Origin of the sequence: Streptococcus oralis subsp. oralis (assembly GCF_002096445.1) — a bacterium.
Lineage (GTDB): Bacteria > Bacillota > Bacilli > Lactobacillales > Streptococcaceae > Streptococcus > Streptococcus oralis_N.
Map to the genome: position 1 here is coordinate 156,872 of NZ_NCUK01000012.1, position 23,548 is coordinate 180,419.

The following is a 23,548-nucleotide window of genomic DNA, read 5'->3' on the forward strand; positions in this document are numbered from 1 at the left end:
GTAGAAATGTATAAAGTTTTATTAGTAGACGATGAGTACATGGTGACAGAGGGGCTCAAGCGATTAATCCCCTTTGAAAAATGGGATATGCAAGTCGTCGCAACAGCTAATCACGCAGATGATGCTTTGGACTATATTAAGAAAAATCCAGTAGATGTGGTCATTTCCGATGTCAACATGCCAGATAAGACCGGACTTGAGATGATTAGGGAAATGAAAGAGCTACTTCCAGATACCTATTATATCTTGCTGTCTGGTTATCAGGAGTTTGAGTACGTTAAAAAAGCCATGAACCTTAGTGTCGTGGATTATCTGGTCAAGCCAGTAGACAAGGTGGAGTTGGGCAATTTATTAGAAAAAATTGCGCAGCAGCTTCAGGAAAAGGTGGAACAAAGTCAGACCCTCAGTCAAGAATTGGATGAGACAGGATTTACGAATTACCTGTCAGGTAAAGACAGCTGGTGGATAGGACTTTCAAAGGAAAAGCAGGGGTCTTTTACCATTCCTTACTATGTTTTGGGGCAAGACTGGCAGATTTTCATCTCTGATCAACCGCTTGATGGCATCGTCGTGACACCATTTGAAGCACCCTACCAGCAGTCCTTTGAGAATTGGAAGATCAACGCTGAAAAAGCCCTTTTCTACGGTTCAGTCAATCTAGAAAAATCCGAGAGTTTGTTTGCTTATTACGAGCCGATTTATCGGGTGATTATCCAAGGGAATATCAATCAAATCATCGAAGAATTAACCCTGCTAGAGAAGGTTGTTTTGAAGAATACCCCGCGCGTGGCTATCACGAAGCAGCTCTTCACCCAGTTTGTCATGGATGTCTTTCATTTGTTTGAACACCTAAAAGCAGATGATATGACCGAGATAGTCAAAGCTATCCATGCCATTAACACCTTTGAAGAATTGGTTGCCTATATCAAAGAAACCTTGACCAAGTTCTTTGGCCAGTATCGCATGAATGAAAATGTGGTGAGTGTTCTGGAAGTGATTGGGCGTGATTACCAGAAAGAGCTCTCACTTAAGGATATTAGCAAGGATCTCTTTATCAATCCTGTCTATCTCGGTCAGCTGATCAAGAGGGAAACCAACTCAACCTTTGCGGAATTGCTCAATAAACAGCGAATTAAGGCAGCGCAGCAACTCTTACTGTCGACCAGTGATAGCATCGAAGATATTTGTTATGCAGTTGGCTATAGTAATGTTGGATATTTCTATAAGGTTTTCCGTAAATTGTGCGGAAAATCACCGAAAGCTTATCGGAAACAAGTTGAAACCAGCTTGTAAAAGTTGTATTCCTGTACAAAAAATGCTATAATGTTCAAAATATCTTATGGAGGAAAACATGAAAAAGAATCCTATTTATCTTTGGGTCTTGTTAGTCCTATCAGCCCTCATTTCATCTATGTCATTATTTGGAATCTTGAGTCCATTGCCAAGTAAAGATGTGCTTCGTGCGAGCTTGGCGAATAGCGGGACGCTTACTGCCCAGCAATTAGAAGACACAGTCAACTATACTTACCAAGTAACAGCGTCATCGCACTCTATTTTTAATACGTTGTTGATTGTCTTATCTGCAATTCTAGTTGTAGTAGCTTTTGTATTTCTCCTACGTAAAAATGTGCAATTCGCAAACTATGCTTATATCGGCTATGTTCTACTAGCGATTGTTGGTTTGGTTTATAGCTATATGAACGTTCAAGATGCGGTTCAATTAATCAAAGATTCTACCCTCGGCCTAGGAATGGGAGCACTAGCACAAGGGACGAATATTTTGTTCATCATCATTAATGTCCTCTTTTTAGCCTTAGTCTTTTACAAGATGTGGCGCCAACAAAAAGATTTGGCCGAAGAAACCGAAGCAGAAGAAGTTGCCTAAGTATTGACAAAAAAGAACTATCAAGTTACAATCTTGGTAGTTCTTTTTAAATCGTAAACAAAAAATCGAGGTCAACATGAAAAAAATATCCTTAGTGTATATCAGTCTGAGTGGGAATACAGAGAGTTTTGTAACCCGACTCAAGGACTATCTCCTGTCTCAGTATGAGGGAATTGAGGTTCAAAAAATCCATATCAAGGATTTGGTCAAGGAAGGCCAAGAATTCTTTGAAATGGAACATCCCTATGTCGCTTTCTTGCCGACCTATCTGGAAGGTGGAAATGGTGTCGATAACGGCGATGTTGAGATTCTAACGACTCCAGTGGGCGACTTTATTGCCTATGGAGACAATGCTAGTAAGTGTTTTGGGGTAGTGGGTTCCGGTAACCGCAATTTTAACAATCAATACTGCCTGACAGCCAAGCAGTATAGCCAGCGCTTTGGCTTCCCGGTCCTAGCAGACTTTGAAATGCGTGGTATGCTGGGAGATATTAAAAAAGTCGCAGCGATTATCGCGGACTTGTATGAGTTAGAGACAGAAAAATAAAGTAGTTCTGAGGGGCAGTTGAGATTTTCAACTGCTTTTCGTGTATGCAAAAAGCACCCCGTAAGGGTGCCATTTTATAAACTATCCTGCTTTTCCGATGGCAAGTGCATAGATAAAGAAAATAGCAAAGCCAAAGAGGAAAATCAATCCTGCGATAGCGAGGAGTTTTAGCCAAGAAGGAAGATTTTTATTCTCACGTGTCACCAATACATAGTTCAAGAGAGCGAAGAATGGTGTTGTTAGGAAAGAACCGATCATGGCAAAGCGAAGCATGGTGGAAACTTGACCAGCAAAGAATTTGATGATGACGATACCAATAATAGCGGTAATGGTCATCCAGATGTTCAAAGATTTGCGAGAATCCTCTTTTTGACGAATCAAGAGTCGCAGCGATTCCTGATTGACACGAGAGTAACCATCGATAACAGTAATAACTGTTCCAAAGATACAGAGAAAGGCGATAAAGGTAATCAAATAACGGGACCATTCTCCAAGAACAGAGGCATACATACCCACAAACTGAGAAATGTACTTGGCTGAAGCTGCTTCAACTGCCTGTCCTGTAGGATACTGAATCAGTGCTCCGAGTGCCACGAAGAATACAGCCAGGATAGCAGTTCCAATGTAACCAACATTAAAGTCGAAAAGAGCGTCCGCTGTATTAAAGTTGACGGTCTTTTTCTTTTCAGCAGACCAGAGTGAATTGATGGCTGAAATTTCAATAGGGGCAGGCATCCATCCTAAGAGGGAAACGATAAAAGGGAGTGCCGCCATTTGCCAAGGTGTCTTTTCGACAAAATCAGAGCTGTATTCTGGATGTTTAATTGTTGCAATGATAACTGCAAGAACAGTTGCAATGGTCAAAGCAGACATGATCCATTTTGCCATACCATCCAATAGTTTGTAGCCACCAAAGAGTAACATAGCCCAAATGACTGCAACAAGGATAAGGGACCATTGAGTGATGCTAAGACCAATCATTGGAAAAGCGCTAGCGATGATAGCTGAGCACAGAATGGCAACACCAGCTGTGTTGACCATAGCTGAAAAGACATTGAGGATAAAGAAAATCCAGAGATAGAGTTTCCCTTTTTCGGCATAACCTTCGACCAAAGTCTTTCCCGTATCAGCCGTGTATTCAGCACCAAAACGGAAAAATGGATATTTAAAAACATTGGCCAAGATAACCAAGAGGAGTAGTGACCAACCATAAGAACCACCAGCTTGAGTAGAGGATACAATGTGAGAACCTCCAACGGCAGCAGAAGCCATTAGGATTCCTGGCCCCATTGCCTTTAGTTTGCTTGCCCAGGTTGACTGGTTTGATAACGTAACTTGTGACATAATAAACACTCCTATTTTTGAATTTTCAGAATAATCTGAATAGATAGCTACTATTCTACAAAAAACTTAAAGGAAATGCAAGAATATTTTGAAAAAATATAGAAAATTACAGAAAACTTTACATGCATTAATGAAATTTCTCCAAGGAGAATATGGTAAGCCTAAAAAATCCGAGAAGAAAGCTTCTCGGATTTTGATTATTTCAATTGATCTGTGACGTCTTTTGAGAGCAACATTCCCAGATGGTAAGTTTTATTGATATGTGCAATGACATCATTGATATTTTCAGTCGTGTGAATTTTCTCTTTGATGTCAGACCTAAATGTCTCGTCCTTCAAGAGTTGCTCTTGGTAGAGTCTTTGAAGTCTTTCCTTCTCGTACTTATTGAGCAGAAAAAGGAAAACCAAGCTAATTATAACGAGGATATAAGCATATTGACTCATAAGGTATCTCCCAGTATGATAAAGAAATAGTAAAAGTGAATAAATTGTTTTATTGAATAGCTGCAACGCCGAACAAAATATAAATGTTATCTTGCCTCAATCTTTCAGATTGCTTTCAAGTAATTTAAAAGATTAGAACCTAAATCAAATTAAATCGATGTTATTTGGTTTGACAAGTTAGTGAAGCGCCTAACCAAATCCTTGATAGGATTTGGCGTTAGTTACTTATACTCTTCGAAAATCAAATTCAAACCACGTCAGCGTCGCCTTACCGTACTCAAGTACAGCCTGCGGCTAGCTTCCTAGTTTGCTCTTTGATTTTCATTGAGTATTAGACTGCTTTACAATAAAGTGATTAAAAGATTACGACATGAGCCTAACCAAATCGATATTATTTGGTTAGGTGAATTAGTGAAGCGTTTAGGCAATTCGCCATATAGCGATTGCCGTCAAGAGACTAGGAGCTTTAGTTCCAGTCTCTTGTAACGATTTACATCTTCTCCGGCGCTTCTACTCCGAGCAAACGAAGAGCTTCTTTGAGGACGACTGCGGTTGCGTAGCTGAGGGCCAGACGACTGTCGCGCTCAGGACTTTCATCTAGGATACGTGTATGTGCATAGTACTTGTTGAAAGCTTGAGCCAGACTAATCGCAAATTTCGCAATGATAGAAGGTTCAAAGTTATCTGCTGCACGATTGATAATACGTGGGAAGTCTTGGAGTAGTTTAATGATTTCCCAGCTTTCAGCATCATTCAGGCTGTAGTTGCCAGCTGTATCTGGTTTGAAATCGGCTTTGCGCAAGATAGATTGGATACGAGCGTAGGCGTATTGAACGTAAGGTCCAGTTTCCCCTTCAAAGGATACCATAGCCTCAAGGTCGAAGTCATATCCATTTGTACGGTCGGTCTTAAGATCATAGAACTTGATAGCTCCAACTCCAACAGCGTGGGCAACCTGGTCTTTATTTTCTAACTCAGGATTTTTCGCTTCGATTTGGGCCTTGGCACGACTAACAGCCTCAGCGATAGTCGGTTCTAGCAAGATGACATTTCCTTTACGAGTAGAGAGTTTTTTCCCTTCTTTTGTTACCAATCCAAACGGAACATGGACAATGTCTTGGCTCCAATCGTAGCCCATCTCTTGTAGTACTGCCTTGAGTTGTTTGAAGTGGGCAGATTGCTCTTGACCAACAACATAGATGGATTTTGCAAATTGGTATTCCTTTTTACGGTAGAGGGCTGCAGCCAAGTCACGTGTGATATAGAGAGTTGCACCATCAGATTTCTTGATAAGGGCTGGATGTTCAATTCCATATTTCTCAAGATTGACAACTTGAGCCCCTTCTGACTCAACAAGAAGTCCTTTTTCAGCGAGAATGTCTACAACAGCATCCATCTTATCATTGTAAAAGGCTTCCCCGTTGTAGCTGTCAAATTCGACTTGCAATTCATTGTAAAGACGGTTGAATTCCACTAAACTTTCATCACGGAACCATTGCCAGAGAGCGAGGGCTTCCTCATCTCCATTTTCCAGTTTGCGGAACCATTCGCGTGCTTCTTCATCCAAGCTAGGGTCTTTTTCAGCTTCAGCATTGATGCGAACGTAGAGTTTAAGAAGTTCATCGATTGGATGCGCTTTAACGGCTTCCTCATTTCCCCATTTCTTGTAGGCAACAATCAACATTCCAAACTGTTTGCCCCAGTCTCCTAGGTGGTTGACCTTGACCGTTTGATAGCCGATCTTTTGGAAAATATGTGACAAGCTATCCCCGATAACCGTTGAACGCAAGTGCCCAATAGAGAATGGTTTAGCGATATTGGGACTAGACATATCGATAACGATATTTTCTTGCTTGCCAATGGTTTGGTCAGCATAGTGCTCTTTTTCAGTGATAACATCCTGTAATACTTGAGCCGAAATAGCAGATTTATCAAGGAAAAAGTTGACGTAAGGTCCTGTAGCAACAACCTTTTCAAAGGCTTGACTATTGATTTTTTCAGCAATATCTGCTGCAATCATTTGCGGAGCTCTACGCTCGACCTTTGCAAGAGAAAAGGCAGGGAAGGCGATGTCTCCCATTTCTGAGTTTTTAGGTGTTTCCAGTAAATTTAAAATAGCCTCTTGGTCCAGGCTATCAACGACGCTAGCCAACTCGTTAGCAATCAATTCTTTTGTATTCATAAGGGCTCCTTTTGGGCTTTTTTACTATTTTAACACAATTTACTACATTTTTTGAGAAAGAAAAGAATTTTTTTGAATTATCTATTTTTTTTGGTATAATATAGTTATAAAATAAATGTAAAATTTGTTATAAATATTCGCTTAAGAGGATAATATGAGAAAAAGAGAACGGCATCAGTTGATTAAAAAGATGATCGCTGAAGAAAAACTTGGGACACAAAAAGAGATTCAAGATCGTCTAGAAGCTCAGAATGTCTATGTGACGCAAACGACTTTGTCACGTGATTTGCGTGAAATCGGCTTGACCAAGATCAAGAAAAATGATATGGTGTATTATGTACTAGCAAATGAGACAGATAAGATTGATTTAGTTGAGTTTTTGTCTCATCATTTAGAAGGAGTTGCAAGAGCAGAGTTTACCTTGGTACTGCATACCAAACTTGGGGAAGCTGCAGTCTTAGCAAACATTGTAGATGCAAACAAGGATGAATGGATTTTAGGAACGGTTGCTGGTGCTAATACCTTATTGGTTATTTGTCGAGACCAGCACGTTGCCAAGCTGATGGAAGATCGTTTGCTAGATTTGATGAAAGATAAATAAGGTCTTGGGAGGTGCTCTCAAGACTTATTTTTAGCAAGGAGAGACGGAAAATGGCAACAGAAAAGTTATCACCCGGCATGCAACAGTATGTGGATATTAAGAAACAATACCCAGATGCTTTTTTGCTTTTTCGGATGGGTGATTTTTACGAGTTGTTCTATGAAGATGCAATCAATGCAGCACAAATTTTAGAAATTTCCTTAACGAGTCGGAATAAAAATGCAGAAAATCCGATACCCATGGCGGGCGTCCCCTATCATTCTGCCCAACAGTATATCGATGTTCTGATTGAGCAGGGCTATAAAGTTGCTATAGCTGAACAGATGGAAGATCCCAAACAAGCAGTGGGGGTTGTCAAGCGAGAGGTGGTGCAGGTCATCACACCTGGTACAGTAGTCGATAGTAGTAAGCCCGATAGTCAGAATAATTTCTTGGTTGCCTTAGATCGTGATGGCAATCAATTTGGTCTGGCTTATATGGATCTAGTGACAGGTGATTTTTATGTGACTGGTTTATTGGATTTTACTCTCGTTTGTGGAGAAATCCGTAACCTCAAAGCCCGAGAAGTGGTACTGGGTTATGACTTGTCAGACGAAGAAGAGCAAATCCTCAGCCGTCAGATGAATTTGGTACTTTCTTATGAAAAAGAAGCCTTTGAGGACCTTCATTTACTGGATTCACGACTGGCAGCTGTGGAGCAAGCGGCAGCTAGTAAGCTCCTCCAGTATGTTCACCGGACCCAGATGCGGGAATTGAACCACCTCAAACCTGTTATCCGCTATGAAATCAAAGATTTCTTGCAGATGGATTATGCTACTAAGGCTAGTTTGGATTTGGTTGAGAATGCCCGTTCAGGCAAGAAGCAAGGCAGTCTTTTCTGGCTTTTGGATGAAACCAAAACGGCTATGGGTATGCGGCTCTTACGTTCTTGGATTCATCGTCCCTTGATTGATAAGGAGCGAATCGTCCAGCGTCAAGAGGTGGTGCAGGTCTTTCTTGACCACTTCTTTGAGCGTAGTGATTTAACGGACAGTCTCAAAGGTGTTTATGATATCGAACGCTTGGCTAGTCGGGTTTCTTTTGGCAAGACCAATCCCAAGGATCTCTTGCAGTTAGCTACTACATTGTCTAGTGTGCCACGTATTCGTGCGATTTTAGAAGGGATGGAGCATCCTGCTCTGGTCTATCTCATCGAACAGTTGGATGGAATCCCTGAGTTGGAGAGCTTGATTAGCGCAGCGATTGCTCCTGAAGCTCCTCATGTGATTACGGAGGGTGGCATTATTCGGACCGGATTTGATGAGACTTTGGATAAATACCGCCGAGTACTCAGAGAAGGGACTAGCTGGATTGCTGAGATTGAGGCTAAGGAGAGAGAAAATTCTGGCATCAGCACGCTCAAGATTGACTACAATAAAAAAGATGGCTACTATTTCCATGTGACCAATTCGCAACTGGGGAATGTGCCAACCCACTTTTTCCGCAAGGCGACGCTGAAAAACTCGGAACGCTTCGGTACCGAGGAATTAGCCCGTATCGAGGGGGATATGTTGGAGGCGCGTGAGAAGTCAGCCAACCTAGAGTATGAAATCTTTATGCGCATCCGTGAGGAAGTCAGCAAGTACATCCAGCGTTTGCAGACTCTAGCTCAAGGAATTGCAACGGTTGATGTCTTGCAAAGTCTCGCAGTTGTGGCTGAAACCCAGCATTTGATCCGACCTGAGTTTGGGGATGATTCACAAATCGATATCCAAAAGGGACGCCATGCTGTCGTTGAAAAGGTCATGGGAGCTCAGACCTATATTCCTAATACCATTCAGATGACAGAAGATACCAGTATTCAGCTAATCACAGGGCCAAACATGAGTGGGAAGTCTACCTACATGCGTCAGCTAGCCATAACAGCGGTTATGGCCCAGCTGGGTTCTTATGTGCCGGCTGAGAGCACCCATTTGCCTATTTTCGATGCTATCTTTACCCGCATTGGAGCAGCAGATGACTTGGTTTCAGGTCAATCAACCTTCATGGTGGAGATGATGGAGGCCAACAATGCCATTTCTCATGCGACCAAGGATTCCTTGATTCTCTTTGATGAGTTAGGTCGAGGAACTGCGACTTATGATGGGATGGCTCTTGCCCAGTCCATCATCGAATACATTCATGAACATATCGGAGCCAAAACCCTCTTTGCGACCCACTACCATGAGTTGACCAGTCTGGAGTCTAGCTTGGAACACTTGGTCAATGTTCATGTGGCAACCTTGGAGCAGGATGGGCAGGTCACCTTCCTTCACAAGATCGAACCAGGACCAGCTGACAAATCCTACGGTATCCATGTTGCTAAGATTGCTGGTTTACCAGCAGAACTTTTAGCAAGGGCGGATAAGATATTGACTCAACTGGAGAGTCAAGGGACGGAAAGTCCTGCTCCGATGAGAGAAACAAGTGCTGTCAAAGAACAGATGTCACTCTTTGATGCGCCTGAAGAACATCCTATCCTAGCAGAATTAGCTAAACTGGATGTGTACAATATGACACCTATGCAGGCTATGAATGTCTTAGTTGAGTTCAAACAAAAATTATAAAAAGAATCCCACTCGCGCCTTTGTGAGTGGGATTTCTATATTACTTTTTATGGGCCAAGAGTTGATTGATGTGGTCTACTTTTTTAGCTTCTCTTTTATAGAGAATAGTCCAGATGATAAGGTAGACAATCGCAAACTCTGGAATGAGCTGGAGATAGAAGGTCCAGTGGAAGGGGAACCAACCAGCCAGAGTTGCTAGTGGAACAAAGCCAGCCAGCATGAGGAAGAAATGGGAAAGTGTGGCACGGAGCAAACTCCAGTCACGGCTGAATAAGCGACTGCCAAAGCTAAAGAGAACGCCGATAGCTGACCAGATGATCATGCAGTAGAGCAAGACCAGAGCGCCGTGAACCTGATGTTGAACCATCACTTGGCCGATGAGAGACTCGGGGCTCAGTGGGGCATAGGTATTTGGTGCATAAATGAGTGAAAAGAGGATAGAGAGAATGAGGCCGATGAGTACACCAGCGGCTGCATCGTGAAAGATTTGTTTTTTCATAGTTCTAATTTCTCCTTGATGGTTTTTAGGTAACGGCGTGAAGAGTAGGTGAAGCTTTCATTTTTTAAGAAAATTTCAACCAGACCGTTGGGGGTTAGTTTGAGATGAGAGATCGAGTCGATATTAACGATTTCTGATTGGGAAATTTGGATAAAAGTGGTCGGCAGAATGTCAAGAACTTGATAGAGACGCAAATCAATGGCATAGGTCTGAGATGCTGTTTCTGCTAGAACCTTGCGATTCTCGATATAGAAGCGTTGTATCTTACCAATCTTAACTAGATAGACCTGATCCTCAATCTTTCCTTTGATTGTTTCTTTTTGGTCAAGATTTTCTGCGAACTCGATGACTTTCTGGACTTTTTCGGTCGGCTGAGGAGTTTGGACAATCAGCTTTTCCTCCTCGTAAGTCTCCTTTATCTGTAGTTCTACTTTCATAAATTTCCCTCCTTTTCAGTTATACAAAGTTGTGATCACTTCTTGTACACCTTTATTAAACACTATTTTACGGCCCATGGCAAGAGCTTTTGTCTATGTGGAGAGATTTGGAGTCTATGTGGTATTTGCTTTTTCTGATAGTATCTGAAATATGGTATAATAGCACTAATCAATTTCTAGGAAAATAGATACAGAAAGGGGCTGAAAGATGTCTCATATTATTGAATTGCCAGAAGTCTTGGCCAATCAAATCGCGGCAGGAGAAGTTATCGAGCGTCCTGCTAGTGTGGTCAAAGAGTTGGTAGAAAATGCCATTGACGCGGGTTCTAGTCAGATTATCATTGAGATCGAGGAAGCCGGTCTCAAGAAAATTCAAATCACAGATAATGGTCATGGAATTGCCCACGATGAGGTGGAATTGGCCCTGCGTCGCCATGCGACCAGTAAGATAAAAAATCAAGCGGACCTCTTTCGGATTCGGACGCTCGGCTTTCGAGGTGAAGCCCTGCCCTCTATCGCTTCTGTCAGTGTCTTGACTCTGTTGACAGCGGTGGATGGTGCGAGTCATGGGACCAAGCTCGTCGCTCGTGGGGGAGAAGTCGAAGCAATCACTCCTGCGACAAGTCCTGTGGGGACCAAGGTTTGTGTGGAGGACCTCTTTTTCAACACGCCTGCACGTCTCAAGTATATGAAGAGCCAGCAAGCGGAGTTGTCTCATATCATCGATATTGTCAACCGTCTGGGCCTTGCTCATCCAGAGATTTCTTTTAGTTTAATCAGTGATGGTAAGGAAATGACACGAACAGCTGGTACGGGTCAACTGCGCCAAGCTATTGCTGGAATTTACGGTTTGGCTAGTGCCAAGAAGATGATAGCCATTGAGAATTCGGATTTAGACTTTGAAATTACAGGTTTTGTGTCCTTGCCTGAGTTGACTCGAGCTAATCGCAACTATATCAGCCTCTTCATCAATGGCCGTTATATCAAGAACTTCTTGCTTAATCGTGCTATTCTTGATGGCTATGGCAGTAAACTTATGGTGGGCCGCTTTCCGCTGGCTGTCATTCACATCCATATCGACCCTTATCTAGCGGATGTCAATGTGCATCCGACCAAGCAAGAAGTACGAATTTCCAAGGAAAGAGAGCTAATGGCGTTGCTTTCAGAGGCCATTTCAAATAGTCTCAAGGAACAAGCCTTGATACCTGATGCTTTAGAAAATCTTGCCAAGTCGACCGTACGCAATCGTCAAAAGGTAGAGCAGACCATTCTCCCACTCAAAGAAAATACGCTCTACTATGAAAAAACAGAACTCTCAAAACCCAGTCAAGCTGAGGTGGCTGATCATCAGGTTGAATTAACTGAGGAAGGGCAGGATTTAACCCTGTTTGCCCAGGAAACCTTGGACCAGTTGACCAAGCCAGCAAAACTGCATTTTGCAGAGAGAAAGCCTGCTAACTACGACCAACTAGACCACCCAGAGTTAGATCTAGCTAGTCTCGATAAAGCCTATGATAGGTTGGAGAGAGAAGAAGCATCCAGCTTCCCAGAGTTGGAGTTTTTCGGGCAAATGCACGGGACCTATCTCTTTGCCCAAGGTCGAGATGGGCTCTACATCATAGACCAGCACGCCGCTCAGGAACGGGTCAAGTATGAGGAATATCGAGAAGGTATTGGGAATGTTGACCAGAGCCAGCAACAACTCCTAGTACCTTACATATTTGAATTTCCTGCGGATGACGCCCTTCGTCTCAGAGAAAGAATGCCTCTCTTAGAGGAAGTGGGTGTCTTTCTTGCTGAGTACGGAGAAAATCAATTTATCCTGCGTGAACATCCTATTTGGATGGCAGAAGAGGAAATCGAATCAGGCATCTATGAAATGTGTGATATGCTGCTCTTGACCAAGGAAGTTTCTATCAAGAAATACCGAGCAGAGCTGGCTATTATGATGTCCTGCAAGCGGTCTATCAAGGCCAACCATCGCATCGATGATCACTCAGCCAGACAACTCCTCTATCAGCTCTCTCAATGTGACAACCCTTACAACTGTCCCCACGGACGTCCTGTTTTGGTACATTTCACCAAGTCGGATATGGAAAAAATGTTCCGACGCATTCAGGAAAATCATACCAGTCTTCGTGAGTTGGGGAAATACTAAACCTTATAGAAAATCAAACAGCCCTAGTTATAAAACTAGAGCTGTTTTGAATTTTTGAGCTGAACTTGTGTTCCAGCAAGCAAATCAGCTGGATGACGTTTGTCCTTGCGAAGGAGTCCCATCAGCAGAAAAATCAAGAAGAGAATCCCTGCTGAGGTTGACAAGAAAATTGACAGAGCATCTGCTTGATAAGCACTACGAATAGCTCCCATATGTCCCAACTGCCAAGGGAAAAACTTGATAGCAGAGCGCAAAAGGCTGTGGGAAAGGCTCCTATGCTTGTAAATCAGCTGTAAACCTGCCCAACGCTTGCCAAAACTTCCTTTTCTATAGTCGAGCCAAGCAAAGATGATAGTTAGGGGCAGAACCGAGCTAGAAAAAGCCAGAAGTTGGCTCTGGGCTTCAGTGAATACGGGAACGCCTCCTAGAACTAGATTGTAAAAGCCCATAGCTAGTAAAAATAAAGAAATGAGGTAGCCCGAGATAAAGAGCCAGTCTCCAATCAGCTCTTTCAGACGAGTTTTGATAGGTATGGGATTGTCAGTTTTTAGTTTCATCTTTAGCACCTTCTTTCTTAAAATCATCAAGGCCTATAACCTTGTCCAGATACTTTTGCTTAATCTTTAGCGCCTTGTTAATAGCCATTGCGGACGCGATTAAGAGGAAAAAGCTTAACCAGACCAGCGCAGTGAATTTTGCTGGAAAGCTAGAAGCAGCTAAAAAGAGATAGATAGCTAGAGCCAATACGAAAATATAAATCACCTGCCAGAGACCAAAGGATTTAACTTCTTTATAGTATTTGTCCTTATCTTCCTCCAAAATCACTGCCGTGGAACCTTTTTCAAAGTTTTCATCCAGTAAGAGATAGTCAGTTGTTACTTGAAAAATCTTGCTTAATTCAATGATTTTTTCGATTTCAGGAAGTACTTGTCCAGACTCCCATTTGGAGATACTTTGCCGAGAAACATTGATTTGTTCTGCTAGTTTTTCTTGGGACCAACCTTTTTCCTTTCTGAGCTCAAATAGTTTTTCTGCGAGTTTCATTATTCTATCCTCCTTTTTCTACTTCTATCCTAACAATTTTTACTTATAATGAGCATACAATCTCTTGTACTATTTGTCAACCAGAGGTTGCACCTTTTGTTGCAGTCTGTCTTGGGGAAATATGGTATACTAGATAGGCAAAATAATGGAGAAAAAAATATGTACGAATATCTAAAAGGAATCATTACCAAAATCACTGCTAAATATATTGTCCTTGAGGCAAATGGTATCGGCTATATCTTGCATGTAGCCAATCCTTATGCTTACTCAGGTCAGGTTAACCAAGAAACTCAGATTTATGTGCACCAAGTTGTCCGTGAGGATGCCCATCTGCTTTATGGTTTTCGCTCAGAAGATGAGAAAAAACTCTTTCTCAGTCTGATTTCGGTCTCAGGGATTGGTCCTGTTTCAGCTCTTGCAATCATTGCTGCCGATGACAATGCTGGCCTGGTTCAAGCCATCGAGACTAAGAACATCACCTACTTGACCAAGTTCCCTAAAATTGGTAAGAAAACAGCCCAGCAAATGGTTCTGGACTTGGAAGGCAAGATAGTCGTGGCTAGTGATGACCTTCCTGCCAAAGTCGCTGTGCAAGCGAGTAATGAGAACCAAGAACTGGAAGAAGCTATGGAGGCCATGCTGGCACTGGGCTACAAGGCGACTGAACTTAAGAAAATCAAGAAATTCTTTGAAGGAACGACAGATACAGCAGAGAACTATATCAAGTCTGCCCTCAAGATGTTGGTCAAATAGGAGAATAAGATGCCGAAACGCTGTGGTTGGGTTAAAATGAATAATCCCTTATATGTAGCCTATCATGATGAGGAGTGGGGGCAACCCCTCCATGATGACCAAGCATTGTTTGAGTTATTGTGTATGGAAACCTACCAGTCGGGTCTATCTTGGGAAACGGTGCTAAACAAGCGCCAAGCTTTCAGAGAAGTCTTTCATTTTTATGATGCCCAGAAAATTGCTCAGATGACAGATGCGGAGTTGGAAGCCTTGTTAGAGAATCCAGCCATCATTCGAAATCGAGCCAAGATTTTTGCGACGCGTGCCAACGCCCAAGCATTTTTGCAAGTCCAGAAAACTTACGGCTCTTTTGACGCTTATCTCTGGTCCTTTGTTGATGGGCAAACCATCATCAATGATGTTCCTGACTATCACCTAGCACCTGCTAAAACAGCCTTGTCTGAGAAATTAGCCAAAGATCTCAAAAAACGGGATTTCAAGTTCACAGGCCCAGTTGCCGTTTTATCTTTTCTTCAGGCTGCAGGGCTAGTTGATGACCACGAGAATGATTGTGAGTGGAAAGGAAATTAAATGATGTCTAACAAAAATAAGGGAATTCTGATTTTTGCGATTCTCTATACAGTTCTCTTTGTATTTGATGGAGTTAAATTGCTGGCTTTCTTGATGCCATCTGCTATTGCAAATTATCTAGTTTATGTAGTACTAGCTCTATATGGCTCTTTCTTGTTTAAGGATAGATTGATCAAACAATGGAATGAGATTAGAAAGACTAAAAGGAAATTCTTCTTTGGCGTCTTAACAGGATGGCTCTTTCTCTTTCTGATGACTTTTGTCTTTGAATTTGTATCAGAGATGTTGAAGCAGTTTTTTGGGCTAGTCGGACAAGGTCTAAACCAGTCGAATATTCAAAGCACCTTTCAAGAGCAACCATTACTGATAGCTGTTTTTGCTTGTGTCATCGGACCTTTTGTGGAAGAACTCTTTTTCCGTCAGCTCTTGTTACATCACTTGCAGAAACGTCTGTCAAGTTGGCTAAGCATTCTTCTGGTAGGACTTGTTTTTGCTCTGACTCATATGCACAGTTTGGCTTTATCAGAGTGGGTCAGTGCAGTCGGTTATCTAGGTGGAGGCATTGCCTTTTCTATCATCTATGTGAAAGAAAAAGAGAATATTTATTATCCTCTAGTTGTTCATATGTTAGGCAATAGCCTTCCCTTGATTATTTTAGTTATCAGTAGTATGTGACGTTTTAGTAGTTATACAAGAGAAAAAGCTGAGAATCTCCTCTCAGCTTTTTGATTATATGCTAGTAACTTTTATAGTGCAGTAAGAAATGTCAGTCCACCTAAGACAACGCCAGCTGAGTTTGGAATAATTAGTATCCAATCCTTCTTAGGTTCTTTTGTCCATCCATAAATAACCCAAATTAAACAAGATACTGCTGCGGATAAAGGCTGGAATGGTTGAGCTTTGTTGCCTTGTAAATTGGCAAAAATTTGTGGGATGTAGGCGATAAATACAATAATCCCGATAAAGGCCCCGATTGAACCGACAATTTGATTTATTTTTTGTTTAGTCATATACACCTCCTTCAAAAAGATATCATAGAAATTAGCGAAAATCAATACAAAAGCATAAAAATGGAGAAATTGTTTATTTTTTGTTATAGTCAAAGCGAATGACTTGCTCTTTTGCATCCACATAAGCATAGACGCCAAAGGGTACAATGGCTCTTGGTGTGGCGTGCCCAACGTTTAGATTATAGACAATTGGGATATTGCTGTCAACGATGCTCATTAGTGCCTCTTTATAGTCGTCATAGAAGGCTTCATCCATTGGCTTTCCGACCAAGAGTCCACTGATGACCTCAAATACCCCAGTTTCTTTCAAAGCCAGCAACATTTTTTTGAAATCATCAGGTTCAGGTTTTTCTTCACTTGTTTCTAACAAGAGGATTTTTCCTTTCCAATCGGATAAGTCAGGGAAGAGTTTGTACTTTTGGCAGAGAACTGTGCTATCTGCGTATCGAGAATTGTCAAAGATATCATAGAGAGACTCGATGCAACCACCGAGGATTTCTCCCTCGAACTGGGCATTTCCTTGCAACAAGTCAAAACCTGTATTTACATGGCTGATACGAGCTGTTCCTAGAGCATTGGGACTAAAGTCAGTCCGTTCCTCGAACCAAAGGTCGCTAGGGCGGATTTCTGAGATTTTTCCTGTCTCGATCAGTTCTTTGAAGTAGTGGAGGCTATAGGGCAACATCTCCTTGTCCAATTCACAAATGTCTGCTAGAAAGGATTGCCCATAAAAAGTCTTGATCCCTAGTTTATGCAACATAAGGTGGTTCATGGTTGTATCCGAGAAGCCAAGAAAAATCTTTGGTTTAATAACCTTTTGGAGTTGGTTATTTTCAAAAAGATAAGGTAGCAAGCGATAGGTATCATCTCCACCGATGGCGCATAGGATCATGTCGATGCTATCATCAGAAAAGGCCAGCATCAAATCTTCTGCACGTGCCTCCGGATGGTCCTTGATAAAGTCTAAACCCTTTAGCGAATGGGGCAAGAAGACAGAATTAAGTCCCAAATCCTTGAGACGTTGAATACCCAAATCGACTTCGTGTTTGACAAAATCCTCTCCGATAACACCACTAGACAAACTAACGATACCAATAGTAGAAACTATATCTCGTCCTCCTAGAAATAGATTGATACTCTTCGAAAATCAAATTCAAACCACGTCAGCTTTGCCTTGCCGTATATATGTTACTGACCTCGTCAGTTCTATCTACAACCTCAAAGCAGTGCTTTGAGCAACCTGCGGCTAGCTTCCTAGTTTGCTCTTTGATTTTCATTGAGTATGAGCCTATTTTATCACAAAAGATGAGAGAAAACTATAAGAATCAGACTCAGAAGTGCTATTGAATCTCAAGAAAGCAAGTGAAAAAGCAACTACCTATGCAGTTGCTTTTCGTTTTTCTAATCTCTAATCTCACTAGATATGAGTTACTTGGTCAACTCCTGATTATAGGAGAGGGCTAAATCAATCCAGTAAGGCAGTTCTTTTTGACCTTCAATATCTAGGTCTATATAGCCATGATAAGGTCGCCCTCTCATCAATGTGGTATGAGCTCCTGTTCGGGGTAGAACTTGCTTTTCCATTTCTTTGCCAATTCTCACCATAACCAGCTCGTCCTTTCTGGAACTGACTGTAAGGACCATTTTCCCACGAATCATAAAGGCAAGACCACCAAATAGTTTCTTTTCTTCTAACTCTTCTTCGAAAATTTGGGGAGGAAGTTTAAGTGCTAGAATTTTTCGAATCTGCTGAGCTAAGGATTGACTATATGCCATAGCTTTTCACTTTTCTTAATAACGTGATGGGCCCGCGCTTGCACTTCGGATGTTGAAACGTTTCTTGAGATAGAAGCGAAGGGCGAGAAGGGCAGCTCCCAGGATAGCCAAAGGCAATGGAGCAAGGACTGGATTGAGGCTGGCTGGTAGGAAGCTTGTTGCAAAGAAGACAACCAACCAAAGGACCATAGAGGCCAAAATTACTAGGATGGACTTCCAGAATGGAGGACGTTGGCTACGATCTGTGTCTGGTCCATAGTACTGGTAGACAAAGTAGTACATCAAGTAGAAGGCAAGTCCTCCTACAAGTCCAACCAACAAGAGGGTAATCAACCCATAGCCAATAGCCTGATCTGTAGAGAAGAAGGTAGTCAGAGCGCTAACCAATGCAAAGAGACTGGTGATAAAAAGAGCTGAGTCCATAATCATGAGTTTTGGATCGTCATTTTCTTTTGGATGCTCTTTTTCGTATTGCTCCTTGACAGTGAAGCTATGAGCCCAGTGGGTTGGAGCCCCGTAGAGGGAACGAGCGGTCGTTCCTTTGGCTTGCTCTTCAAGGATTTTAGGAATGACTTCTTCAAAAACAGCCTTGATTTCAGCGTCTGTTTTGCCATCTTTGATAAATTGTTGGGTAGCGATGTGGATAAACTCTTGGTTTTTCTTAGTTAATTTTTGTAAATCAATCTGAGACATAGGGATTCCTCTTAGAACCATTTTTTATGGATGAGATAGAGAGTGAGCGAGACACTCATAGCAAAGGCGATAAAGACGATTAACCAGAAGGCATGTGGCTCACCGTTCAGAGGGATTTCATTATCCTTGAAGTTCATCCCATAGGCTGAGAAGATCATTGTTGGGACAGACATGACGATGGTCACGAGAGCCAGAGTTTTCATGATGTTGTTCTGGTTGTTGGAAATGATAGAGGCAAAGGTCTCTGTCATAGAGTGAAGGACATTTCCATAGATATCTGCCATCTCGATGGCCTGTTGGGTTTCAATCAGGGTGTCTTCGAGTAGGTCTTCGTCTTCTAGGTATTTCTTGATATTGCTAGTTGCGCTAGTCAATTTCTTAATCACGCGCTCGTTCGTTTTAAGGGAGGCCTTGAAATAGACGATGGTCTTTTCCAATTCCATGAGCTCAATCAGCTCTTCGTTTCGTGTAGACTTGTGAAGTTGACTTTCGATTTGTTCACTCTTACGGTCGATCGAACGAAGGGCCGTAAGGTAAAGTTCGGCGTTGCGGTAGAGAATCTGGAAGATAAAGCGTGAACGCATGAAGGTGTAAAAGTTGCGCAGTCTACGGTTGATAAAGACATCGAGAACAGGGAGGGGTTCCAAGCAGGTAGTGATAATGGTCTCCTCGGTGATGATAATCCCCAGCGGAATCGTGACGTAGTAGGTGCGATTGTTTCTTTCCTCTGTGATGGGAACGTCTACGATGATCAAAGTATACTCATCTTCGATGGTAATACGGGACATTTCTTCCGCGTCGAGTGGTGCTCGGAGGTCAGCGATGTCAATGTCAAAGGCATTGGCAATTTCCAACGATTCATTTTGTGTAGGATTGACGAGGTTAATCCAAGTACCCGGTTCAAGCGTGTCGATCTCTTTAAATTCAGTTGTTGTTGAGAGAAAAACTTGTTTCATGTCCCCTATCCTTTCCTACTATTCAGTGATTCATTTTTTGCACCGTACTATTATACTATAAAAACAGCTTTTTGGGTAATAGAATTTCACATTTTTTGGTATAATGGAAAGCAATAATGGACTAGAAAGAACAAAGATGCAAGATAAAATTGTGATTCATGGGGCACGTGCCCATAACTTAAAAAATATTGATGTGGAGATTCCGCGAGACAAGCTGGTTGTTGTGACTGGTTTGTCAGGGTCTGGGAAATCCAGCCTGGCCTTTGATACCCTCTATGCTGAGGGCCAACGTCGCTATGTAGAGAGTCTATCAGCCTATGCTCGCCAGTTCTTGGGTAATATGGAAAAACCAGATGTAGATGCTATTGATGGCCTCAGCCCAGCTATTTCCATCGACCAGAAAACAACTAGTAAAAACCCTCGTTCGACCGTGGGAACCACGACTGAAATCAATGATTATCTGCGTCTCCTCTACGCACGTGTGGGGACGCCTTACTGTATCAACGGACATGGTGCTATCAAGGCTTCTTCTGTAGAACAAATCGTGGATAAGGTTTTGGAATTGCCAGAACGCCAACGTCTGCAAATTTTAGCTCCGGTCATTCGTAAGAAAAAAGGGCAACATAAGAGTGTCATTGAAAAGGTTCAGAAAGACGGCTATGTTCGTGTTCGTTTGGATGGGGAAGTTTATGATGTGACCGAAGTACCAGAGTTGTCCAAGAGCAAGCAACACAATATCGATGTCGTGGTCGACCGTATTGTCATCAAGGAGGGAATTCGTAGTCGTCTCTTTGACTCCATTGAGGCTGCCCTTCGTATCGCAGAAGGTTATGTGATTATCGACACTATGGACGATTCGGAGTTGCTCTTTTCTGAGCACTATGCCTGTCCAGTTTGCGGCTTTACCGTACCAGAGTTAGAGCCTCGTCTCTTCTCCTTCAATGCTCCGTTTGGCTCTTGTAGTGAGTGTGACGGTTTGGGTATCAAGCTGGAGGTGGATGTTGACTTGGTGGTTCCTGATACCAGCAAAACTTTGCGTGAGGGAGCCTTGGCACCTTGGAATCCTATCTCATCCAACTACTATCCAAATATGCTGGAACAAGCCATGACAGCCTTTGGAGTGGATATGGATAAGCCATTTGAAGACTTGTCAGAAGAAGATAAAAACTTGATTCTCTATGGCTCAGATGGCAAGGAATTCCATTTCCACTATGAGAATGAATTTGGTGGCGTGCGAGATATTGATATTCCTTTTGAGGGAGTTGTCAATAATATCAAACGTCGCTACCACGAAACCAATAGCGACTACACTCGCACCCAGATGCGTCTCTACATGAATGAGCTGACCTGCGGAACTTGCCACGGCTACCGTCTCAATGACCAGGCCTTGTCTGTTCGTGTGGGTGGGGAGCAAGGACCGCATATCGGTGAAATCTCAGACCTGTCTATCGCAGACCATTTGGAATTAGTGAGTCAGCTGACCTTGTCTGAAAATGAAGCCATCATCGCTCGTCCTATCCTCAAGGAAATAAAGGATCGCTTGACCTTCCTTAATAACGTAGGGCTTAACTATCTGACTCTATCACGTTCGGCAGGAACCCTTTCAGGTGGGGAGAGTCAGCGTATTCGCTTGGCAACCCAGATTGGGTCCAACCTATCAGGTGTCCTCTATATCCTGGATGAGCCGTCCATTGGTCTTCACCAGAGGGATAATGACCGTCTGATTGCTAGTCTGAAAAAGATGCGTGACTTGGGCAATACTCTCATCGTGGTAGAACATGACGAAGATACCATGCGCGAGGCGGATTATCTGATTGACGTAGGTCCAGGTGCCGGTGTTTTTGGTGGCGAGATTGTCGCTGCAGGAACACCCAAGCAGGTGGCCCGTAACAGTAAGTCTATTACAGGCCAGTACTTGTCAGGTAAACGTGCCATTCCAGTACCAGAAGAGCGCCGTGCCGGAAATGGTCGTTTTATCGAAGTGACAGGTGCGCGTGAGAACAACTTGCAAAATATCACTGCTCGCTTCCCACTAGGGAAATTCATCGCGGTGACAGGGGTATCAGGTTCAGGGAAATCGACCTTAATCAACAGTATCCTCAAAAAAGCCATTGCCCAGAAGCTCAATCGCAATTCAGACAAGCCTGGTAAATTCAAAACCATCACAGGGATTGAGCATGTAGACCGCTTGATTGACATTGATCAAAGCCCGATCGGACGAACGCCGAGGTCCAACCCAGCTACCTATACGGGAGTTTTTGACGATATACGAGACCTCTTTGCTCAGACAAATGAAGCTAAGATTCGAGGCTACAAGAAGGGCCGTTTCAGTTTCAATGTCAAGGGTGGTCGTTGCGAAGCCTGCTCAGGTGACGGGATTATCAAGATCGAGATGCACTTCTTGCCAGATGTTTACGTGGCTTGTGAAGTCTGCCACGGGACTCGCTATAACAGTGAAACCCTAGAAGTCCACTATAAGGAAAAGAATATCTCGCAGGTCTTGGACATGACCGTCAACGATGCGGTGGAATTCTTCCAACACATTCCCAAGATTCAACGCAAACTTCAGACCATCAAGGATGTGGGGCTGGGCTATGTAACGCTAGGGCAACCGGCTACCACCCTTTCTGGAGGAGAAGCCCAGCGTATGAAGTTAGCTAGTGAGCTCCACAAACGCTCAACAGGAAAATCTTTCTACATTCTGGATGAGCCAACGACAGGGCTTCATACTGAGGATATCGCTCGCTTGCTTAAAGTCTTGGCTCGCTTTGTCGACGATGGCAATACTGTCCTCGTCATTGAGCACAATCTGGATGTTATCAAGACTGCAGACCATATCATCGATTTGGGACCAGAGGGCGGTGTCGGTGGTGGAACCATCATCGCAACAGGAACTCCAGAAGAAGTAGCGGCCAATGAAGCCAGCTACACAGGACACTATTTGAAAGGAAAGTTACATCATGAATAAACGTGTGCAAGCATTTCTCGCTAAAATGCAAGAAAAAGAACTAGATGGCATCATTATCAATAACCTTAAAAACGTCTATTACCTGACCGGCTTTTGGGGCTCAAATGGAACAGTCTTTATCAGCCGTGACCGTCAGGTTTTGGTGACAGACTCTCGCTATATCATTGCAGCTAAGCAAGAAGTGACAGGTTTTGAGATTGTGGCTGATCGTGATGAATTGGCTGTTATTGCAGGCATTGTTAAGGATATGGGCTTGTCTCGCGTCGGTTTTGAAGACGAGATTTCGGTCTCATATTACCACCGTATGCAGGTAGCATTTGCAGGGATCGACTTGCTTCCGCAGACTCAGTTTGTTGAAGCGCTTCGTATGATTAAGGATGAGAAAGAGATTGCGACTATTCGCAAGGCATGTTCTATCTCAGACCAAGCTTTCCGTGATGCGCTTGACTTTATCAAACCAGGAAAAACTGAGATCGAAATTGCCAACTTCCTTGACTTCCGCATGCGTGAGCTAGGAGCGGCAGGCTTGTCTTTTGATACCATTTTAGCAAGTGGCATCAACTCTTCCAAACCACATGCCCATCCAATGCACAAACCGGTTGAAGCGGGAGAAGCCATTACCATGGACTTCGGCTGTCTCTACGACCACTATGTCAGTGATATGACACGGACCATCTACCTCGGTCATGTCAGTGACGAGCAGGCAGAAATTTACAATACTGTCCTGAAAGCCAACCAAGCCTTGATTGATCAAGCTAAGGATGGCTTAGGTTTCCGCGACTTTGACAAAATCCCTCGTGATATTATCATCGAGGCAGGCTATGGCGACTACTTTAACCACGGTATTGGACACGGTATCGGACTGGATATTCACGAAGAACCCTACTTTAGCCAAACTTCCAAAGAAGTCATTAAATCTGGTATGGTCTTGACTGATGAACCGGGTATCTATATTGAAGGTAAATACGGGGTTCGTATCGAAGATGATATCCTGATTACAGATAACGGTTGCGAATTGTTGACTCTAGCGCCGAAGGAATTAATTGTTATCTAAAAAATGAGATAAATTGTTGACTTTTATATTTTAAAGGTTTATA

23 protein-coding genes are annotated in these 23,548 nt (G+C 42.8%); 11 read left to right on the top strand and 12 right to left on the bottom strand.

All coding sequences use genetic code 11. The annotated features are described in order from the left end of the window. Positions 1 to 6: 6 nt before the first annotated feature. From B7721_RS01980 to nrdI, 3 genes are all read left to right on the top strand, one after another. Entirely contained in the window at positions 7 to 1,293 is a 1,287-nt protein-coding gene (locus tag B7721_RS01980; RefSeq protein WP_049478946.1) for a response regulator transcription factor, read from the top strand. A gap of 58 nt (positions 1,294 to 1,351) precedes the next feature. Continuing rightward, the gene (locus tag B7721_RS01985) at positions 1,352 to 1,885 is read left to right on the top strand and encodes an ABC transporter permease (RefSeq protein WP_084877272.1); all 534 of its coding nucleotides are present in this window, start codon (positions 1,352 to 1,354) and stop codon (positions 1,883 to 1,885) included. Positions 1,886 to 1,961: 76 nt separating this feature from the next. Beyond that, positions 1,962 to 2,432: a class Ib ribonucleoside-diphosphate reductase assembly flavoprotein NrdI gene (nrdI, locus tag B7721_RS01990; RefSeq protein ID WP_000724244.1), complete on the top strand. Its 471-nt coding sequence runs from the start codon at positions 1,962 to 1,964 to the stop codon at positions 2,430 to 2,432. Between the two features lie 81 nt (positions 2,433 to 2,513). On the opposite strand, the gene B7721_RS01995 is transcribed toward nrdI, so the two are convergent. The 3 genes from B7721_RS01995 to argS all read right to left on the bottom strand — a co-directional run bounded on the left by B7721_RS01995 (position 2,514) and on the right by argS (position 6,401). After that, complete coding sequence (locus B7721_RS01995) at positions 2,514 to 3,776, bottom strand: NRAMP family divalent metal transporter (protein ID WP_084877273.1); 1,263 nt, start codon at positions 3,774 to 3,776, stop codon at positions 2,514 to 2,516. 197 nt (positions 3,777 to 3,973) lie between these two features. Next, entirely contained in the window at positions 3,974 to 4,219 is a 246-nt protein-coding gene (locus tag B7721_RS02000) for a MarR family transcriptional regulator (protein ID WP_084850017.1), read from the bottom strand. A gap of 490 nt (positions 4,220 to 4,709) precedes the next feature. Beyond that, positions 4,710 to 6,401, bottom strand: coding sequence for an arginine--tRNA ligase (gene argS, locus B7721_RS02010; protein ID WP_084877275.1), 1,692 nt, complete (start codon positions 6,399 to 6,401; stop codon positions 4,710 to 4,712). 154 nt (positions 6,402 to 6,555) lie between these two features. Here argS and argR point away from each other — a divergent pair, with 154 nt between their 5' ends. Beyond that, a complete protein-coding gene (gene argR, locus B7721_RS02015) occupies positions 6,556 to 7,002 on the top strand; it encodes an arginine repressor (protein ID WP_004239711.1) in 447 nt (148 codons plus the stop codon). Between the two features lie 50 nt (positions 7,003 to 7,052). Further along, the gene (gene mutS / locus B7721_RS02020) at positions 7,053 to 9,587 is read left to right on the top strand and encodes a DNA mismatch repair protein MutS (protein WP_084877276.1); all 2,535 of its coding nucleotides are present in this window, start codon (positions 7,053 to 7,055) and stop codon (positions 9,585 to 9,587) included. 40 nt (positions 9,588 to 9,627) lie between these two features. On the opposite strand, the gene B7721_RS02025 is transcribed toward mutS, so the two are convergent. Together B7721_RS02025 and B7721_RS02030 are read right to left on the bottom strand one after the other, a co-directional pair. Further along, positions 9,628 to 10,086, bottom strand: coding sequence for a DUF3021 domain-containing protein (locus tag B7721_RS02025; protein ID WP_084877278.1), 459 nt, complete (start codon positions 10,084 to 10,086; stop codon positions 9,628 to 9,630). Then, the gene (locus tag B7721_RS02030) at positions 10,083 to 10,523 is read right to left on the bottom strand and encodes a LytTR family DNA-binding domain-containing protein (protein ID WP_042767651.1); all 441 of its coding nucleotides are present in this window, start codon (positions 10,521 to 10,523) and stop codon (positions 10,083 to 10,085) included. Before B7721_RS02030 ends, B7721_RS02025 begins: the two co-directional genes overlap by 4 nt. A 208-nt stretch (positions 10,524 to 10,731) precedes the next feature. On the opposite strand from B7721_RS02030, the gene mutL reads away from it, so the two are divergent. After that, positions 10,732 to 12,681 carry a DNA mismatch repair endonuclease MutL gene (mutL, locus tag B7721_RS02040; RefSeq protein ID WP_084877279.1) on the top strand — a complete coding sequence of 650 codons (1,950 nt, stop codon included), beginning with the start codon at positions 10,732 to 10,734 and terminating at the stop codon, positions 12,679 to 12,681. 35 nt (positions 12,682 to 12,716) lie between these two features. Here mutL and B7721_RS02045 read toward each other — a convergent pair whose 3' ends face one another. Together B7721_RS02045 and B7721_RS02050 are read right to left on the bottom strand one after the other, a co-directional pair. Continuing rightward, complete coding sequence (locus tag B7721_RS02045; RefSeq protein ID WP_000769794.1) at positions 12,717 to 13,238, bottom strand: RDD family protein; 522 nt, start codon at positions 13,236 to 13,238, stop codon at positions 12,717 to 12,719. After that, positions 13,222 to 13,725: a helix-turn-helix domain-containing protein gene (locus B7721_RS02050; protein ID WP_084877281.1), complete on the bottom strand. Its 504-nt coding sequence runs from the start codon at positions 13,723 to 13,725 to the stop codon at positions 13,222 to 13,224. Before B7721_RS02050 ends, B7721_RS02045 begins: the two co-directional genes overlap by 17 nt. A gap of 159 nt (positions 13,726 to 13,884) precedes the next feature. Between B7721_RS02050 and ruvA the strand changes: the two genes are divergently transcribed. From ruvA to B7721_RS02065, 3 genes are read left to right on the top strand one after another with little or no spacing between them, the layout of a single operon-like run. Beyond that, a complete protein-coding gene (ruvA, locus tag B7721_RS02055) occupies positions 13,885 to 14,478 on the top strand; it encodes a Holliday junction branch migration protein RuvA (protein ID WP_084877283.1) in 594 nt (197 codons plus the stop codon). A 9-nt stretch (positions 14,479 to 14,487) separates the two neighbouring features. Further along, entirely contained in the window at positions 14,488 to 15,048 is a 561-nt protein-coding gene (locus tag B7721_RS02060) for a DNA-3-methyladenine glycosylase I (RefSeq protein ID WP_084877284.1), read from the top strand. Continuing rightward, positions 15,049 to 15,723, top strand: coding sequence for a CPBP family intramembrane glutamic endopeptidase (locus tag B7721_RS02065; RefSeq protein ID WP_084877286.1), 675 nt, complete (start codon positions 15,049 to 15,051; stop codon positions 15,721 to 15,723). 71 nt (positions 15,724 to 15,794) lie between these two features. Here B7721_RS02065 and B7721_RS02070 read toward each other — a convergent pair whose 3' ends face one another. The 5 genes from B7721_RS02070 to B7721_RS02095 form a co-directional block, all read right to left on the bottom strand. Next, the gene (locus tag B7721_RS02070) at positions 15,795 to 16,058 is read right to left on the bottom strand and encodes a SemiSWEET family transporter (RefSeq protein WP_000166112.1); all 264 of its coding nucleotides are present in this window, start codon (positions 16,056 to 16,058) and stop codon (positions 15,795 to 15,797) included. A gap of 73 nt (positions 16,059 to 16,131) precedes the next feature. After that, entirely contained in the window at positions 16,132 to 17,166 is a 1,035-nt protein-coding gene (locus B7721_RS02075) for a S66 family peptidase (protein ID WP_084877287.1), read from the bottom strand. A 320-nt stretch (positions 17,167 to 17,486) separates the two neighbouring features. After that, the gene (locus B7721_RS02085) at positions 17,487 to 17,834 is read right to left on the bottom strand and encodes a TfoX/Sxy family protein (RefSeq protein WP_000331825.1); all 348 of its coding nucleotides are present in this window, start codon (positions 17,832 to 17,834) and stop codon (positions 17,487 to 17,489) included. A gap of 15 nt (positions 17,835 to 17,849) precedes the next feature. Beyond that, entirely contained in the window at positions 17,850 to 18,527 is a 678-nt protein-coding gene (locus tag B7721_RS02090; protein ID WP_000077997.1) for a DUF1129 domain-containing protein, read from the bottom strand. Between the two features lie 11 nt (positions 18,528 to 18,538). After that, the gene (locus B7721_RS02095; RefSeq protein WP_000815617.1) at positions 18,539 to 19,483 is read right to left on the bottom strand and encodes a magnesium transporter CorA family protein; all 945 of its coding nucleotides are present in this window, start codon (positions 19,481 to 19,483) and stop codon (positions 18,539 to 18,541) included. 136 nt (positions 19,484 to 19,619) lie between these two features. Here B7721_RS02095 and uvrA point away from each other — a divergent pair, with 136 nt between their 5' ends. Together uvrA and B7721_RS02105 are read left to right on the top strand one after the other, a co-directional pair. Beyond that, positions 19,620 to 22,451, top strand: a complete 2,832-nt coding sequence (uvrA, locus tag B7721_RS02100; RefSeq protein WP_084877289.1) for an excinuclease ABC subunit UvrA — start codon at positions 19,620 to 19,622, stop codon at positions 22,449 to 22,451. After that, positions 22,444 to 23,505 (top strand): M24 family metallopeptidase, encoded by a 1,062-nt coding sequence (locus B7721_RS02105; RefSeq protein WP_084877291.1) that lies wholly within the window; start codon positions 22,444 to 22,446, stop codon positions 23,503 to 23,505. The genes uvrA and B7721_RS02105 overlap by 8 nt, the downstream gene beginning before the upstream one ends. Positions 23,506 to 23,548: the final 43 nt, after the last annotated feature.